The organism is Ruegeria sp. HKCCA4008 (assembly GCF_013033125.1).
In the GTDB taxonomy this organism is placed as follows: Bacteria; Pseudomonadota; Alphaproteobacteria; order Rhodobacterales; family Rhodobacteraceae; genus Ruegeria.
In genome coordinates, this window is the sequence record NZ_WQDM01000016.1 from 20,337 (window position 1) to 36,314 (window position 15,978).

Annotated in this window: 17 protein-coding genes; 12 read left to right on the forward strand and 5 right to left on the reverse strand. The window is 58.0% G+C overall.

Annotated elements, in window-relative coordinates:
* Positions 1-12: 12 nt before the first annotated feature.
* The gene (locus GOW60_RS20500) at positions 13-729 is read right to left on the reverse strand and encodes an aspartate/glutamate racemase family protein (RefSeq protein WP_171230737.1); all 717 of its coding nucleotides are present in this window, start codon (positions 727-729) and stop codon (positions 13-15) included.
* Positions 726-1,430 (reverse strand): GntR family transcriptional regulator, encoded by a 705-nt coding sequence (locus tag GOW60_RS20505; protein WP_171230738.1) that lies wholly within the window; start codon positions 1,428-1,430, stop codon positions 726-728. The genes GOW60_RS20500 and GOW60_RS20505 overlap by 4 nt, the downstream gene beginning before the upstream one ends.
* Positions 1,431-1,542: 112 nt before the next feature.
* Here GOW60_RS20505 and GOW60_RS20510 point away from each other — a divergent pair, with 112 nt between their 5' ends.
* Positions 1,543-3,237, forward strand: coding sequence for a thiamine pyrophosphate-binding protein (locus GOW60_RS20510; protein ID WP_171230739.1), 1,695 nt, complete (start codon positions 1,543-1,545; stop codon positions 3,235-3,237).
* Here GOW60_RS20510 and GOW60_RS20515 read toward each other — a convergent pair.
* Positions 3,198-4,118, reverse strand: coding sequence for a LysR family transcriptional regulator (locus tag GOW60_RS20515; RefSeq protein ID WP_171230740.1), 921 nt, complete (start codon positions 4,116-4,118; stop codon positions 3,198-3,200). The two genes, GOW60_RS20510 and GOW60_RS20515, sit on opposite strands and share 40 nt — an antisense overlap.
* A gap of 98 nt (positions 4,119-4,216) precedes the next feature.
* On the opposite strand from GOW60_RS20515, the gene GOW60_RS20520 reads away from it, so the two are divergent.
* From GOW60_RS20520 to GOW60_RS20570, 11 genes are all read left to right on the forward strand, one after another.
* Positions 4,217-5,350, forward strand: coding sequence for an enolase C-terminal domain-like protein (locus tag GOW60_RS20520; protein ID WP_171230741.1), 1,134 nt, complete (start codon positions 4,217-4,219; stop codon positions 5,348-5,350).
* Positions 5,347-6,597, forward strand: a complete 1,251-nt coding sequence (locus GOW60_RS20525) for an FAD-binding oxidoreductase (RefSeq protein WP_171230742.1) — start codon at positions 5,347-5,349, stop codon at positions 6,595-6,597. The genes GOW60_RS20520 and GOW60_RS20525 overlap by 4 nt, the downstream gene beginning before the upstream one ends.
* Positions 6,598-6,649: 52 nt before the next feature.
* A complete protein-coding gene (locus GOW60_RS20530; protein ID WP_171230743.1) occupies positions 6,650-7,627 on the forward strand; it encodes a TRAP transporter substrate-binding protein in 978 nt (325 codons plus the stop codon).
* Between the two features lie 69 nt (positions 7,628-7,696).
* Entirely contained in the window at positions 7,697-8,230 is a 534-nt protein-coding gene (locus tag GOW60_RS20535; RefSeq protein WP_171230744.1) for a TRAP transporter small permease, read from the forward strand.
* A gap of 4 nt (positions 8,231-8,234) precedes the next feature.
* Positions 8,235-9,548, forward strand: coding sequence for a TRAP transporter large permease (locus tag GOW60_RS20540; protein ID WP_171230745.1), 1,314 nt, complete (start codon positions 8,235-8,237; stop codon positions 9,546-9,548).
* 7 nt (positions 9,549-9,555) lie between these two features.
* Positions 9,556-10,488 (forward strand): hypothetical protein, encoded by a 933-nt coding sequence (locus GOW60_RS20545; RefSeq protein ID WP_171230746.1) that lies wholly within the window; start codon positions 9,556-9,558, stop codon positions 10,486-10,488.
* A 186-nt stretch (positions 10,489-10,674) separates the two neighbouring features.
* A complete protein-coding gene (locus GOW60_RS20550; protein WP_171230747.1) occupies positions 10,675-11,106 on the forward strand; it encodes a DUF2141 domain-containing protein in 432 nt (143 codons plus the stop codon).
* A 1-nt stretch (position 11,107) separates the two neighbouring features.
* The gene (locus tag GOW60_RS20555) at positions 11,108-11,701 is read left to right on the forward strand and encodes a TetR/AcrR family transcriptional regulator (protein WP_171230748.1); all 594 of its coding nucleotides are present in this window, start codon (positions 11,108-11,110) and stop codon (positions 11,699-11,701) included.
* Complete coding sequence (locus GOW60_RS20560) at positions 11,698-11,949, forward strand: hypothetical protein (RefSeq protein ID WP_152460440.1); 252 nt, start codon at positions 11,698-11,700, stop codon at positions 11,947-11,949. Before GOW60_RS20555 ends, GOW60_RS20560 begins: the two co-directional genes overlap by 4 nt.
* Before the next feature lie 32 nt (positions 11,950-11,981).
* Positions 11,982-13,127 carry an aromatic ring-hydroxylating dioxygenase subunit alpha gene (locus GOW60_RS20565; RefSeq protein ID WP_217355658.1) on the forward strand — a complete coding sequence of 382 codons (1,146 nt, stop codon included), beginning with the start codon at positions 11,982-11,984 and terminating at the stop codon, positions 13,125-13,127.
* Positions 13,124-14,200: a 2Fe-2S iron-sulfur cluster-binding protein gene (locus GOW60_RS20570; RefSeq protein ID WP_171230750.1), complete on the forward strand. Its 1,077-nt coding sequence runs from the start codon at positions 13,124-13,126 to the stop codon at positions 14,198-14,200. Before GOW60_RS20565 ends, GOW60_RS20570 begins: the two co-directional genes overlap by 4 nt.
* Positions 14,201-14,263: 63 nt before the next feature.
* Here the strand turns inward: GOW60_RS20570 and GOW60_RS20575 are convergent, their stop codons facing one another.
* Together GOW60_RS20575 and GOW60_RS20580 are read right to left on the reverse strand one after the other, a co-directional pair.
* The gene (locus GOW60_RS20575; protein ID WP_171172697.1) at positions 14,264-14,635 is read right to left on the reverse strand and encodes a cupin domain-containing protein; all 372 of its coding nucleotides are present in this window, start codon (positions 14,633-14,635) and stop codon (positions 14,264-14,266) included.
* 94 nt (positions 14,636-14,729) lie between these two features.
* The gene (locus GOW60_RS20580; protein WP_171230751.1) at positions 14,730-15,767 is read right to left on the reverse strand and encodes a YeiH family protein; all 1,038 of its coding nucleotides are present in this window, start codon (positions 15,765-15,767) and stop codon (positions 14,730-14,732) included.
* Positions 15,768-15,978: the final 211 nt, after the last annotated feature.

Here is a 15,978-nt window from a genome sequence, read left to right on the forward strand (position 1 = left end):
AAAGGCCAGAGGTCAGCTTCGGTACACCGGCGGAACAAGACCGGCCTGGAACCAGGTCACGAAGGACACGATCGAAAACACCGGCAGCCCGGTCGCCTGTTGAATATCCGGCGCATAGGGGCACATATTCGTGCACTCCAGAACTATTGCCCCAAGTTCGGGATTGTCCGAGGCCAACGCGATCGCGGCCTCAACATTGTCCTCCCGGGCCTTTTCAACATTCAGACGCGAGTCATTGCCAAGAATTGCGCGGGTGAATTCCCGCCCACCCTCGGTTGTACCGATTGGCGTGTCCAAGGGGACATTGGCAGCCTGAAGATGGTCATTGGTCAAGGTGGAGGCCGAAATGGTCAGAATGCCCGCGCGCTTTCCCTTGGGAAGGATACGATTCACCATTTCGACCTGCATCAAGGACGAGGTGACGACGGGAACCGGAACGGCCTCGGCCAGTTCCTTCTGGAACAGGGACAGGAACCCGCAATTGGTTGTTATGCCATCCGCGCCGTCTTTGACCAACTCTTGCGCGGCGTCGATGAAGACCTCGAGCATACCTTCGGCCCGATGCCGGACCACCCGATCAGGCGAGGCATCCCGGACGATGCGGTACAGCACCGGAAACGGCCATGTCTGCGCATTGCCCATGTCACCGGGAATTCTTGGGAATTGCGCGTCCAGCATGAGGATTCCCACCGATGCGCCGTAAATGGACTTGCCGCCCTGCGCGATCATCCCTGTGCCTCCTCGATAATGCGGGTCGAGATGTCTTCGGCCCCTTCCATGTAGATGCTGGTAATCCCGTGGCGCACTGCGTCCTGAACCTGATCCATTCGTTTTGTGATATGAGCCGCCAGAACCCGGGCCGCCTCGTCCGCGTCCCGATCCAGCAGGGCCTGCATGACGTGTTTATGTTCGTCCTTGGACTTCTGCACCCGGTCCATGCTCATGGAAATCCAGCGGATATAGCGGATACGCTCGTTGATCCGCGCCAGAGTTTGCAACAACTCCATGTTCCCTGACAGCTTTGCGATCCCCAGATGGAACGCTTCGTCCCGGGCCACTGCCTCTTCGATCGTCAGGCCGGTGATGTCGATACCCGTTTCATAAAGCTCATCACGCAGCTTTTGCAGGTCTTCATCCGTCGCCCTGGCACAGGCGGATCGGGCCGCCGCGGATTCGATGATCTGGCGCAGTTCAAAAAGGTCGAACACGCTTTGCGCATCCAAGGGACGGCAAAAGAACCCTTGCCCCGGGCGGAAATCGAACAGCCGTTCGGCAACCAGACGGTTCAACGCTTCTCGCAACGGCGTGCGGCTGACGCCCAGATCCCTGGACAGGGCGACCTCGTTCAGGCGGTCACCCGGGCGCAGGCGGAAGGACACCGCCATCGCTTTGACCTGATCATAGATATCATCGACGCGTGGACCCGCCATAAACAATGCCCTTCTTCGGTTGATTCACAGGTGCCACACTCAATTCTTGAAATCAATATGCAAACTTGTATACAGCTATGTGTACAATTTCAGCGCAAAGGAATCGCGAACCATGACAGGGACGAACTACCTGACCGGAGCCGAGGCGATGGTGCGTATGCTCGAGGCGCATGGCGTGACGCATATGTTCGGCCTGTGCGGCGATACCACCTTGCCGTTCTATGACGCACTCGCCCGAATGGATCACGGCATTCAGCACATTCTGACCCGCGACGAACGGCACGCCGCCTACATGGCGGATGGCTATGCACGCGTGACAGGCAGGCCCGGCGTTTGCGAAGGCCCTTCCGGCGGTGGCGCGACCTACATTCTGCCGGGTGTGGTCGAGGCCAATGAAAGTTCGGTTCCAATCCTGGCGATCACCTCTGATGTGGCGACGACCAGCCGCGGGAAATACCCTTTGACAGAACTGGATCAGCCGGCGTTGTTCCGCCCGCTGACGAAGTGGAACGCGTCTCTGGATGATGCTGCCCGGCTTCCGGCCATGGTCCGTGCGGCGTTCAGGGCGATGACAACGGGAACACCCGGCGCGACCCATCTGGCACTGCCGTTTGATACGCAGAAGGCACAGGTGGACGAAGCGGAAATCTGGGCCGATGACCGGCATCGCAGCTATCCCGCCGAACGGGCTGCCCCAGATCCGGATGCCATCGAAGCGGCCGCAGCCATCCTTGCCCGGGCCACATCCGCCGTCGCGGTCTGTGGCGGCGGCCCGGTTCTGTCCGGCGCGACCGATGCGTTGCGCCGTGTCGCTGGTTTGTTGGACATGCCCGTCGCCACAACCGTTTCAGGCCAAGGTTCCATCGCCGAAACCGATCCTCTGGCCCTGGGTGTCGTCGGATCGAACGGCGGCATCCCCGCGACACGCGCCGTGGTGGATCAGGCTGATGTCGTCCTGTTCATCGGGTGCCGCGCCGGTTCGGTCACGACCGAAAGGTGGAGAAGCCCCGGGCGCAACGCCACGATCATTCACATCGACAGCGACCCCATGGTGATCGGCGCAAACTATCAGACCGAAGTGGCGATCTGCGCTGACGCCCGCCTCGCGCTGGAGGCATTGGCCCGAGCGCTGGAGGACCGGCAAGACCTGAACGGTCAAGGCGGCACAACCAAGGCCCGCGCCGCGTGGCAGGCCAAGGCGGCGGCGTTTGCCCCCTTGGCTGCAAGTCGGGAAACGCCGATACGGCCCGAGGCCGTCATGGCGTCCCTGATGGACATTCTGGACGACGATGCGATTGTGGTCGCTGATCCCGGTACCCCCTGCCCCTATTTCAGCGCGCATTACCGTTGGCGGCAACCCGGGCGGCATTTCATCACAAATCGCGCACATGGAGCACTGGGCTATTCTCTAGGGGCGTCCATGGGTGCACATGTCGGTCGGCCCTCGGTCAAGACCCTGGCTGTCATGGGCGATGGTTCGTTTGGGTTCACCTGCGGTGAATTTGAAACGATGGTCCGACACAAAATGCCGATCACCTCGATCGTTTTCTCGAACTCGGTCTTCGGATGGATCAAGGCGGGTCAGGATGCTGGGTTTGATCAACGCTATTACAACGTTGATTTCAACCGGACCGACCACGCCGCCGTCGCAGCCGCCTTCGGAGTGAAATCATGGACGGTCAAAGACCCTGAGGACTTGACGAAGGTGCTGAAACAGGCCGTCGAACATGATGGCCCCACATTGGTCGACATCCATTCGCAGCAGCTTCACGAGGCCGCTGCACCTGTGTCGGAATGGGTTGCGTAAGAGGCAATCGACGGGGTCAGCTGGGCCAGAAATTCCTGCGCAATCGTGGACAGGGGGCGCCCCTTTGCGGTGATGATTGCAAGATCCAGCATGACGGATGGCCTGAACGGGCGGGTCTTGTACCCGCTCTCACCATCGAACGTCACGGTAAAGGGATCGATCATCGCAACACCCATGCCCTGTTTTACAAAACTCAGCAGGTTCTCGGACAGGTGCGTGTGAATCTGTGTCCGCCACGTGCGCCCGGATGCCTGAAAGATGTCACGGGTTCGACGGTGGGTTTGATGTTCCGGACCCATCACGATGAAGGGCTCGTCTTCCAATATTTCCGGTGTCAGAACGTCATAATCCGCCAAGGGGCTGTCTTCTGGAAAAGTCGCAAGTGTTTCGAATTGAAACACCTGATAATTCAGAGTGTCGTGCAGGATCGGCATCTCGACGATGCCGATTTCAAACAGGCCTGAAATCACCCATTCCTGAATCTTGGATGAATACTGCGACTGGAAACTGACGGACAGGTTGGGGCGGCTTTTGGCAAAACGAGCGATCTCGCGCGGCATGAAACCAAATGACAGAAGATGCGGTGCCGCAACCTGCAATTGACCGGGATGTTTGTTCTGCAAATCCGTCACAGCCTGCGCCACATGATCCAGCCCACGCACAACCGTGTCGACTTCGCGGAACAGCAGCTCGGCTTCCGGGGTGGGCAGCAAACGGCCCTTGTTGCGCTCGAATAGAGGCAGTCGCGCTTCGCGTTCCAACTGAGCCAACAGATTGCTGATACCAGGCTGTGATATCCCAAGTACCGACGCCGCACCGGTTACGGTTCCGGTTTCCATGATGGCGTGAAACGCTTGAAGCTGGCGAAAGCGCAGGGACATGGATTACCGCATCATTTTTTCTGATGAACTGTCGAAGATATAGTATTTGAAATGATATGCTCGTCAAGGCAGGCTTTCGCTCAACCACAGGGGGCGGAATGAACGATCTGTCACAAAACATCATCGGTTACGACCTTTGGCACCTGAAGCTTCCGGTCACGTCCCGCCGGGATCACGGTATAGGATCCGTCGAAGGCGCCTGCGAAGTCGTCATGCTGCGACTGGCATCCGAGGATGGCACACAGGGATTTGGCGAAGCGTCACCCTGGTCGGTGTTCACCGGCACCCCGGAAGCGACATTTGCGGCACTGGATCGATATCTACGCCCCCTTGTTCTTGGCGCCCGCGTGGGCGACCGGTCAGCCATCATGGCGCGCGCGGCCTGTGCAGTGGCGCATTGCACCGAGGCCAAGGCCGCGCTGGAAACCGCGCTGCTGGATCTGGCCGGCCGTATCAGCGACATCCCTGTCTGGTCTTTGCTGGGCGGTCGCTGCCGCAACACCATTCCGCTCAGCTGTTCCATCGCCAACCCGGACTTTTCCCAGGACATAGACCTGCTGGCGCGGTTGCGAGAGGACGGCGTGCGGATTGTCAAACTCAAGACCGGGTTCAAGGATCACGCCTTTGACATCATGAGGTTGGAATATCTGGCGCAGAACTGTCCTGAATTCTCGGTCCGCGTGGATTTCAATCAGGGGCTGAACATCGAGGACGCCCCGGCGCGGGTGCGGGACGTGGCCCAGTTCAATCCTGATTTCATCGAACAGCCGGTTCGCGCCCACCATTTCGACATGATGGCAAAGCTGCGCCAAATGACCGATACTCCCCTTCTCGCCGATGAGAGCGTCTTTGGCCCCGAAGATATGGAACGCGCCGCGCGTGAACGTATTTGCGATGGTGTGTCGGTGAAAATAATGAAGTCTGGCGGCCTGACCCGCGGGCAAACGGTCGCCCGCATCGCGGCCGCGCATGGTCTGACGGCATATGGCGGGGACATGTTCGAGGCCGGCCTGGCCCATCTTGCCGGCACCCATATGATTGCCGCAACGCCCGAGATCACATTGGGCTGCGAATTCTATCAGGCGTCCTATTTCCTGAAAGAAGACATTCTGGAAGAACCCTTCCGGATCCAGAACGGACAGGTCTGCGTGCCAGAAAGCCCCGGGCTTGGCGGCAGGCCCGAGGTGGCCAAGCTGAACCATTACGCAGTGGCCAAGGCGGTTTCAGAATGAGTGACAAGAAAACCATAGCCATCATCGGCGCCGGTATCGTAGGCGTGTCGGCCGCGGTCTGGCTGCAACGGGATGGGCACGACGTGATCCTGTTCGACAAGGCCGGACCGGGTGAAGGCACGTCTCATGGCAATGGCGGTGTGCTGGCGTCCTGTTCCATCATACCTGTGACGGTTCCCGGACTGCTTGGCAAAGCACCCAAAATGTTGCTGAGCTCGTCGCAGCCGCTGTTTTTGAAATGGGGGTATTTGCCGAAGCTGCTCCCATGGCTCCGGCAATATCTGAGCCACGCGAACGTGGCAGACGTTGAACGGATCGCGGCGGCGCTGACGCCGATCGTCGGCGACAGCCTGAATGATCACAAGGCATTGGCAACAGGCACGCGTGCTGAAAAGTGGATCGTGCCCAGCGACTATCTGTTTCTCTACGAGAACCGGGCCCATTTTGAACAAGATGCGTTGGGCTGGGGAATAAGACGGAAGAACGGCTTTGACTGGCAAGAACTGGAGGGCAAGGCGTTTCACGACTATGACCCCGTGTTCAGCCCGGATATCGGTTTCGCCGCCAAGCTGTCAAACCACGGTCATATCACCGATCCCGGGCGGTACGTGAAAGATCTGGCCGCCCATGTCGAGGCCGGCGGCGGCCGGATCATCCGCGCCAATGTCGAAGATGTCACCCGCGAGAGCGGCCGTGTTACCGGTGTGCGCGCGGATGGTGAGACCATCGCTTGCGACACCGCCATTGTCACGGCTGGCGTCTGGTCGGGGCCGCTGGCAAAGCGACTGGGGGTTTCTGTTCCTCTTGAAAGCGAGCGCGGTTATCATCTTGAATTGGTGGCACCTTCTGCCATGCCCCGCAGCCCGGTCATGGTGGCTTCGGGCAAGTTTGTTGCCACGCCCATGGATGGGCGCATACGCTTGGCGGGTATCGTGGAGTTCGGTGGGCTGGACGCACCGCCCTCGCGCGCGCCGTTTGAATTGATGCGAAAGAATGCCCGGGCCGCTTTTCCGGGCATAACATGGAAGGAGGAAGTGGAATGGATGGGGCACAGGCCGGCCCCGGCTGACTCGATCCCGATCATAGGCGACGTGCCCGGAGTCAAAGGGGCCTATATGGGCTTTGGGCACCATCACATCGGCCTGACAGGCGGGCCAAAGACCGGACGGCTTCTGGCGCAGATGATCGCGGGCAGAACCCCGAACACCGACGTAAGCGTCTACGCGCCGTCGCGCTTTGCAACATAAGAACAGACCGATGAAGAACATCGGTATTTCAAAACTCGATAGGGAGAAAACGATGAAAACACTGACAAACCTTCTGGCAGCAACCGCTTTGACTGCTGCCGCGGCAGCACCGGCCTTGGCCGAAAAATGGGACATGCCGATGGCCTATTCGGCGTCGAACTTCCATTCGGCCACCGGTGCGGAATTCGCCAAATGTGTAACGACCGGAACCGGCGGTGAGATCGAAATCGTTACGCATCCATCCGGCTCGCTGTTCAAAGGTGCCGATATCAAACGCGCAATCCAGACCGGGCAAGCCCCGATCGGCGAACGCCTTCTGTCCGGCCACCAGAATGAGAACGCGTTGTTCGGTTTCGATTCGATCCCGTTCCTTGCGACCTCGTTCGACGACAGCGCCAAGCTTTGGGAGGCCGCCAAGCCATCTATCGAAAAAGTATTGGCAGAGCAGAACCTGACGCTGCTTTATGCTGTACCGTGGCCACCGCAGGGGCTGTATTTCAAGAATGAGGTGAACTCGGTCGCCGACATGAAGGGCATCAAGTTCCGTTCGTACAACAACGCGACTTCGCGACTGGCCGAGCTGACGGGCATGTTGCCGGTGACGATCGAAGCGGCGGAAATCAGTCAGGCTTTTGCGACGGGTGTCGCCGAGTCGATGGTGTCTTCGGGATCGACCGGGTATGACCGCAAGGTCTGGGAAAGCCTGAACTATTTCTACGAAGTCGATGCCTGGTTGCCGCGCAACTACGTGATGGTGAATTCGGATGTCTGGTCGGGCGTGTCCGACGCCAACAAGAACGTCATCAAGGCCTGCGCAGGGCTGGCGGAATACGCGGGCAACTGGCGCGCCAAGGAATATACCGGCTTTACTCTGCAAGGTCTGCGTGATGGTGGCATGACCGTCGGTCCGGCATCCGAGCAGATGACGAATGAACTGAAAGAGATTGGTGTGACCATGACCAATGAATGGCTGGAAGCCGCCGGCGACGAAGGCAAAGCCATCGTCGACGCGTTCAACGCCTCTCAGTAACCGTTCGAGGCAGGCGGCGCTGCATTGCGTCGCCTGTTTTCCATCCAATCATAACAAAGCGGGGACGCCATGGCGGTATTGCGGGGGATTCGGTCCGTTCTGGATTTCATCTATCTTGCAGCGGGGGTACTGGCGGCGGTCAGCCTGATTGCCATTCTTTTGCTGATCGTCGTGCAGATGCTGGCCCGCTGGACCGGTGAAGTATTTCCCGGAGCGCCCGACTATGCCGGCTATGCAATGGCGGCGGCATCTTTTCTGGCCTTTGCCAATGCGTTGAACCGGGGCAGCCACATTCGGGTTTCGATCCTTCTGAACGCGGTACCGGACAGCGTGCGGCGTGTCCTTGAAATCTGGTGTTTCACCATCGGCACGGCCGTCATGTGGTATTTCTGCTGGTATGCCTATCGCTTCGTCTATTGGAGCTGGAAGTTCAACGACATCAGCCAGGGTCAGGACAGAACCGCGCTGTGGATTCCGCAATCCGCGATGCTGATCGGAGCCGTGATCCTGGCCATCGCGCTGACGGATCACCTGATCCACGTCCTGTTCAAAGGTGACCATCGCATTGTCCGCGATCTGGCCGACCAGAGCCACGGAGAATAGACGCATGGAAAACCTGTCTGTCATCATCCTTTTCCTTTTTGTTCTGTTCACGTTGCTCGGGACCGGCGTCTGGGTCGGCCTGGCCCTGATGGGGGTCGCCTGGGTCGGGATGGAGCTGTTCACGACACGCCCCGTGGGCGACGTGATGATCACGACGATCTGGTCCGCGTCGTCATCGTGGACCCTGACCGCCCTGCCCATGTTCATCTGGATGGGCGAAATCCTGTACCGCACGCGATTGTCCGAAGACATGTTCAAAGGGCTGTCCCCCTGGATGGCCCCCCTGCCCGGCGGTTTGGTGCATACCAATATCGTGGGCTGTACCGTCTTCGCGGCGGTCTCAGGTTCGTCGGCGGCAACGCTGACCACCGTCGGCAAGATGTCGATCCCCGAACTGCGCAAGCGCAATTACCCCGAACGGATGATCATCGGCACGTTGACCGGCGCGGCCACTCTGGGGCTGATGATCCCGCCGTCTTTGACCTTGATCGTCTACGGGGTGACGATCAATGAATCGATCACCAAGCTGTTCTTTGCCGGCATCCTTCCCGGTTTGGTGCTGGCAGCGATGTTCATGGGTTATGTCGCGATCTATTCCAAGTTGGGCAAAGATTGGACCCCGGAAGTCGAGGGCAAGCTGAGCTTTTCCGAGAAAGTCAGAAACTCTCGCTTTTTGTTGCCTGTGATCCTTCTGATCACGGTCGTCATCGGCTCAATGTATCTGGGCTATGCCACTGCGACCGAAGCTGCGGCTTTCGGGGTGATCGGCGGCCTGTTGTTGGCGGCAGGTCAGGGGTCTTTGAACTGGAAGACATTCACCGAAAGCCTGATGGGCGCCACGCGAACCAGCGCGATGATCGCCCTGATCCTTGCTGGCGCGGCGTTTCTGTCGCTGTCCATGGGCTTCACCGGCCTGCCGCGCGGGCTGGCCGATCTGATTGCAGGTTGGGAACTGACCCGTTTCGAACTGCTTATGGTCCTGCTGGTGTTCTACATCATTCTGGGCTGTTTTCTTGACGGGATTTCTTCCGTCGTGCTGACCATGGCCGTGGTGGAACCAATGATCCGCGACGCTGGCATTGACCTGATCTGGTTCGGGATCTTCATCGTGGTCGTTGTTGAAATGGCGCAGATCACACCCCCGATCGGGTTCAACCTGTTCGTGATGCAGGGCATGACCAACCATGAGATGAGCTATATCGCACGCGCTGCGATCCCGATGTTCCTGATCATGGTGCTGATGGTCTTCATCCTCATCTGGTTCCCCGAGCTCGCCACCTGGCTGCCCGAGAATTTGCGTCAGAGCCCGGGCGGGTAAAACGGCCTTGAACCTGCTCCATCTGGCGGCCCGTCACGGGCCCCGTGTTCTGGTCGCCGGATTGGCGGCGGGTCTTCTATTGCCGGGTTTGGCCGAGCCCATGCGAGGCCTGCTGCCGCCCCTGGTCGTGTTGTTGCTGTTCGTCACCGTCCTGAGAATGGACCCCGAAACCATTCTTGGATCGTTGAGCGATCTGCACAAGGTCGCGTTCACCGTCATCGGGTTTCAATTCGTGATGCCGCTGATCATTCTGACCATCGGATTTGTTGGGGGATGGACCGGAACGCCGGTGCTTCTGTCCCTACTCATCATGGCGGCTGCGCCCTCGATTTCCGGCAGTCCGAACATGTGTTTGATGATGGGCTACCCACCTGAACACGCAATGCGAATGATGGTGGTTGGGACCGCCCTGCTGCCATTGACAGCGTTTCCGGTGTTCCTGCTCATGCCTGAACTGGGCGGCATTCACTCTGTTCTGCTGGCCGGGTTGCAACTGCTGTTGACGATACTCTGCACAACCGGCGCCGCCATTGTTGTCCGGCGCGTCTGGTTGCGTTCACCAACACGCTCCACATTGGTGAATCTGGAAGGGTTGGGCACAATCACCTTGGCCGTTTTTGTCATCGGCCTGATGCCTTCCGTCAGCACCACTGCGCTGAAAAGCCCGGCCGTCGCGGCCTTCTGGATCGCGCTCGCCTGTCTGGCCAATTTCGGAGCACAATTCATTTCGTTCCGGATTACCCGAGGACGTCTGCCGGCAGCCAGAGCAACCGCTGTCTCTTTGATCGCGGGAAACAGAAACATCGCGATTTTCTTCGTTGCTTTGCCGCCCGAGGTCACCGCACCCATCATGGCCTTCATCGGGGCGTATCAAATCCCGATGTACTTGACGCCAATGGTCATGCGTCATCTCTACATGAGGCAAGTCTTGCCCGAGTAGCTTTGGAAAGCCGTCTTAGGATATTTTTATCCCTTTTCTCCGATCCTTGTCGGCGTTGGGCTGATACGTCGTGCTTGGTTCAATGCAAAAAAACACGCTCAGGGAAATCGGGTGAATAATTGTCACTATTGACAGTTAATTGCGCGCACCCTATTTACTGTCAGTGTTGACAGCAAAGGATATATCATGCCGATTAGCAAACTGGTCGTCGCATCTGTAATGACACTGGCTTCAACCCTCGGGGCATCCGCACAAACTCTTACTGCAACGGTGCAGGACGTGCGCAATGCAGAGGGTGATTTGATCATTGCCGTGTTCGATGACTCAAAATCTTTTAGGGCCATGGACGTGGCGAACGCGGCGGCCTTGGCTTCCATTCCTGCTGTCAAAGGCCAGGCCTCGGTCACCTTTCACAATCTCCCGCTTGGCACCTATACGATTGCCGCGATTCACGACGAGAACAGCGACAGCAACCTGGATACCGAGAAGGATGTCCCAACCGAAGGGTACGCCTTTGGCGGCATGGATCGGAGCGGTCTACCGCCGGAATTCGCGGATGCCGCTGTCGCCGTCGGCACCGGTGCAACCGCAGACCTAAAGCTGAAATACTGGAAATAACATGATCGGGCGCCCCTCAAATCGTGATGAACGTTATGAGCAGATTATGCAGGCTCTGGTCAGATGTGTTGCGAGATATGGCCTTGATGGTGCATCGCTTTCGCAAATAGCCAAGGAGGCGGGCCTGACACGGCCTCTGATCCGGCATCACCTGGGCAATCGGGATGAATTGATTACGACCCTGCAAGACTATGTTCTGAAAAGTTTTTCGGAACAGTCTGACGCGCTCGTTGCAGGCTTGCCGGCGTCGGGAAAATCAAGACATCTGATCGATCTTCTGTTCTCGGACATGAACCAGACGTCACCGGATATGGTACTTGCCTTCGCAGCACTCACCGCGCGGGCGGTCGAGGATGCTTCGCTTCGCCGGGCTTGTCGAGAGGCTCTGCTTGCCTTTGAAACTACGATTGCTGCGATACTGCGCGCGGATTTCCCGAATGTGGATGCCGCAAAGGTCAATACCGCCGCTCATGGCATTGTGGCGCTTTATTTCAACGCGACGTCTTTGGCCCCTCTGGATATGCCGAATGTCTGGAAAACTCAGGCCGAACAGGCCGCGCGTGCGCTGTTCAATGGCCTGGAGCAAGAACCATGACACGCAAGCGACAGCTGAACTACATCACCTTCGCGGCGCTGATGGTGACGACGGTACTTGGCTATCAGACGTTGTGGGGGCTTCTTTTCATGTTCTGGACAATCCCGAATTTCTATTCCGGTCACGCTTTGCTTTTGACCGACGTAACCCGGGATGAGGACCCCATCCTGTTTTGGCTGATCCAACTCGCCTGGGTCGCATTAGGCCTGTCGATGATCGCCATCGACTTTCTCCCCCAAACGTTTTGAAAATTCCTTCACAAGAGGCTCAAATGAAACCCATGCTGCACCTTTTGCCGGTCGAAGCTTACACGAGCCAGGATTGGTTCGACCGGGAAATGCGCGAGATCTTCTCCAAAACCTGGCGCTACGCCGGTTTTATAGAGGATGTCAGTGAACCCGGCCAGTTCATCGCCGTGCAGGCCGGACTCAACAACATATTCGTGATCATGGGGCGCGATCGTCGCCTGCGCGCCTTCCATAACATCTGCCGCCATCGCGGTACCCAATTGATCCGCGCGGTTGGCAAAACGCAAAAAGCATTGACCTGTCCTTATCACGATTGGACCTACGATCTTGAAGGCAATCTGATTTCGGTGCCGGATGAGCACGAGGAATATGGCAAGGTCGACAAGTCCTGCCTTGGCCTGAAACCCGCCAAGGTCGATATCTGGAAATCGATGATTTTCGTCCATCCGGACCCCGACGCGCCTTCCATCGCCGAATGGTTCGGCCCCGTCGAACCCCATATCGGCCCGCACGTACCGGAAGAGCTGATCGAGTACGAAGACCTGAACACCAGCTATGAGATAAAGGCCAACTGGAAGGTTGTCGTCGAAAATTACATCGACGTTTACCACCTGAGCCATCTGCATTCGAATACGCTGCAGATGTATGACCACAAATCCGCCGAATTCCACTGGGAAGGACCTCATTACATGTTTTGGGAGCCGCCCGTGGCGGAGTTTCTTGAAGATCAGGACAGCAAACTGACCGCCCCGCGCGTCATCCCCAAAGACATGAACGGCGCCTGGGTGCCGATGCTGTTCCCGGGGATTGGTCTGGCCGCTTCGGAAGACGGCTGGAATATCTTCATTGTCGAACCCCTTGGCCCGGAACTAACGCGAGTTCACAACCGTGGGCGGGTGTCCCATAGCTCGGAATGGGAATTCACCAAACAGTCGATGAAGTCGTCCTCTTTCTGGGCCACGTTTGGAATTACCGGGAAATACGAAGCCAATGACGCGATGGGCGAAGATGACCCGATGGTTGCCGGTGATTTTACCGGCGAAGACATCTACGCGTGCGAGCAGCAGCAGAAGTCCCTGCATTCTCCGTATTTTGAAGCAGGTCCGGCAGCAAACGGTGAAAGCCCCGTCATCGAGCACCAGAAAGTTGTTCTGCAATGGTTGGGGGAAGGGAAATGAACCCGCGTGATTTTTTCCCATTGCGCGTTTGCGGGACCAGAGTTGAACTGGATGGCGTGGCAAAGACCGTCATGTTCCAGGTCCCTGACCGCCTGATGGACATATTCGCCTGGAGGCCGGGCCAACACGTGTCCGTTCGTTTCAATATTGATGGCGAAGAGCACCGTCGAAGCTATTCGATCTCCAGTTCGCCTTACTCCGGGGATCCGCTTCGCATCACCGTCAAACGGGTCAAGGGTGGCCGTGTCAGCAACTTCATCAACGACACTGTTCAGGAAGGGCAAACCATTGACGTCATGCCGCCATTTGGCAGTTTCTGCCTGGACCCCGACGAAACGGCGCGGCGCACCCATTACTTTTTTGGCGCGGGCTCTGGCATTACTCCGCTCTTTGCAATGCTGAACTCGGCTTTGACAGCCGAGCCCCATTCAGTCGCGCATCTGGTGTATGGCAACACAAACGCCAAGAGCATCCTGTTGCAGCACGAACTGAGCGTGCTTCAGCAAGCGCATCCCGAACGTTTTACAATCAACCATGTCTTTTCGAAACCCGGCTGGTGGTCCAGCGCCGAGTACTGGCGGCAAGGTACAATCGACAAGGCCGCAATCGAAGCGTTGATCGCCGAGTATCCACCTTACGCCCAGGACGCGCGGTACTATATCTGTGGTCCGGGCGATATGAACCAGGCCGTCAAATCGGCCTTGATGTCCATTGATGTTCCCCAGAACCGCATCCACATGGAAAGCTATGGTGCTGCGCCGGATCTGGACACGGGGATTGACGGGGTGGACGCAACCGCTGAACTGACGCTGGAAGGCACCCGACACCTCATTTCGGTTTCCAAGGGACAGGCCATTCTTCACGCAGCGCAGTCAGCGGGGCTCAAGCCACCGTATTCCTGCCAATCCGGAGTTTGCGGCGCGTGCCGGGCCAAACTGACCGACGGCACAGTTCATATGCGGGCGCGCATGGCGCTGGAAGACAAAGACATCAAAGCCGGAGAAATCCTGACCTGCCAGTCAATACCCACGGCGGAAAAACTGACGATCAGCTTTGACCAGACCCGTCGCTGAAAAGCCAATGACGCGCCTGAGGCATGCCGGTTCACGCCGCCTCAGGTTCATTCACGGATCGGATCATGCGTCGGGCGCGCAATCTCGGATCACGAAGTGCTTGGTCGTTTCTTCCACGACTTCCCAATAGCCGCGAAAGCCATTGGGGATCAAAAAGCTGGCCCCGGTGCGAAAATCCTGACGGGTCCCGTCTTCGTGGATCAGGGCGCAATGGCCTTTGACGATATAGCAATATTCGTCCTTGTCCGTGAACGCGTGCCATTTTCCCGGCGTAGACGTCCAGGTCCCGGCAGACAATTGCCCATCCGGGCTGGTGAAGTGCATTCCAATCTTGTGATGCGGATCACCCTCGACAACGCGATCGGGAAGATCGGCCAAACGCCTTTCGCTGCGTGTTGCGGGCTCATCGAAAAGATTGAGTACCTGTGTCGTCATGAGGTCATACTCTCTTGCTGGTCATGTAGTTGGTGCGAAATGACGTGACCGGCCGATGGTCGGTCACGTGCTGGACTTGGATTTCCGCCATCCTCTAATGAAACAGGTAGACACCCGCCAAAACCAGAGCAGCGATGAAGATCGTCTCGGCCACGATCAGGACGATGGCCTGCCCGCCTACATCCAGAATCCGCTTGAGCGACGTTTTCATGCCCACTGCCGCAATCGACACCAGCAGCGCCCACCGGCTGAGATCGGCCATGGCCGACGCGACCACTTCGGGGATCAGGCCCATTGAATTCAGGACGGCAAAGATCAGAAAGCCAACGACAAACATCGGCAAAATGGGCGGGCGCTTGCCGTCTTCCTCGCTGAACTCCGCGTGGCGCCGGACAAGAAACGAGATGACCAGAACCACCGGGGCCAGCATGGCGACACGGATCAGCTTGACCAAAGTCGCCACCTCACCGGTTTGGTCCGAAACCGAGAACCCGGCCCCGACAACCTGCGCGACATCATGGATCGTTCCGCCCAGGAAGACCCCTGAAACCTCGTCGTTGAACTCGAAAGTCTCGGTGAGGATCGGGTAGGCGATCATCGCGATTGTCGACAAAACAGTAACCGACAGTACTGTGAAAACCAGGTTCCGCTCCGAATGCTCGTTTTTGGGCAGAATGGCCGACAAGGCCATCGCGGCCGATGCACCGCAGATCGCAACCGATCCCCCCGTCAGCACCCCAAAGCGCCAACCACGGCCCAAAAGACGCGCGCCAAGAAGCCCGAACAGGATCGTGAGTATCACACCGGCAATCACAACGGCAATCAGATCAGCGCCAAGGCTCATCATCAATTCAACGGAAATACGCGCCCCAAGCAGCGCAACGCCAAAACGCAGAACCGTTCGTGCGGTAAATTCGATTCCGGCCTTGCAGTCACCGGCATCGTCTTCGGCCAGGAAATGGAACGCGATGCCCAGCAACAGGGCCATCAGCATCGCCGGGGCACCATAATGTTCGGACAAGAACTTCGCTGCGACGGCAACAACCACGGAAACAAGGAAACCGTGCCCGTTCAAACGAACGAAAGACCGTGCCCGAAGCCACGGCGAGTTGGATGCACTCAACGCCTGCATCTTACTTCCTTTGCAATATTTGAGCTGCCTTTTGGGCAAAGCCTGCCCCCACCCGCACCGTATTCGGCCCGGGTGGGGGCAGGATCAGATTACAGTTCGGCCTGAGTTTTCATGTCTTCGGCCGAGATTCCTGCGACGGCGACGGGTTTTTTCATCGCGTCGCGGCGGAAGGGTTCGCCGAGCTCCTGGTTGATCAGGGCCTCGATCAGCG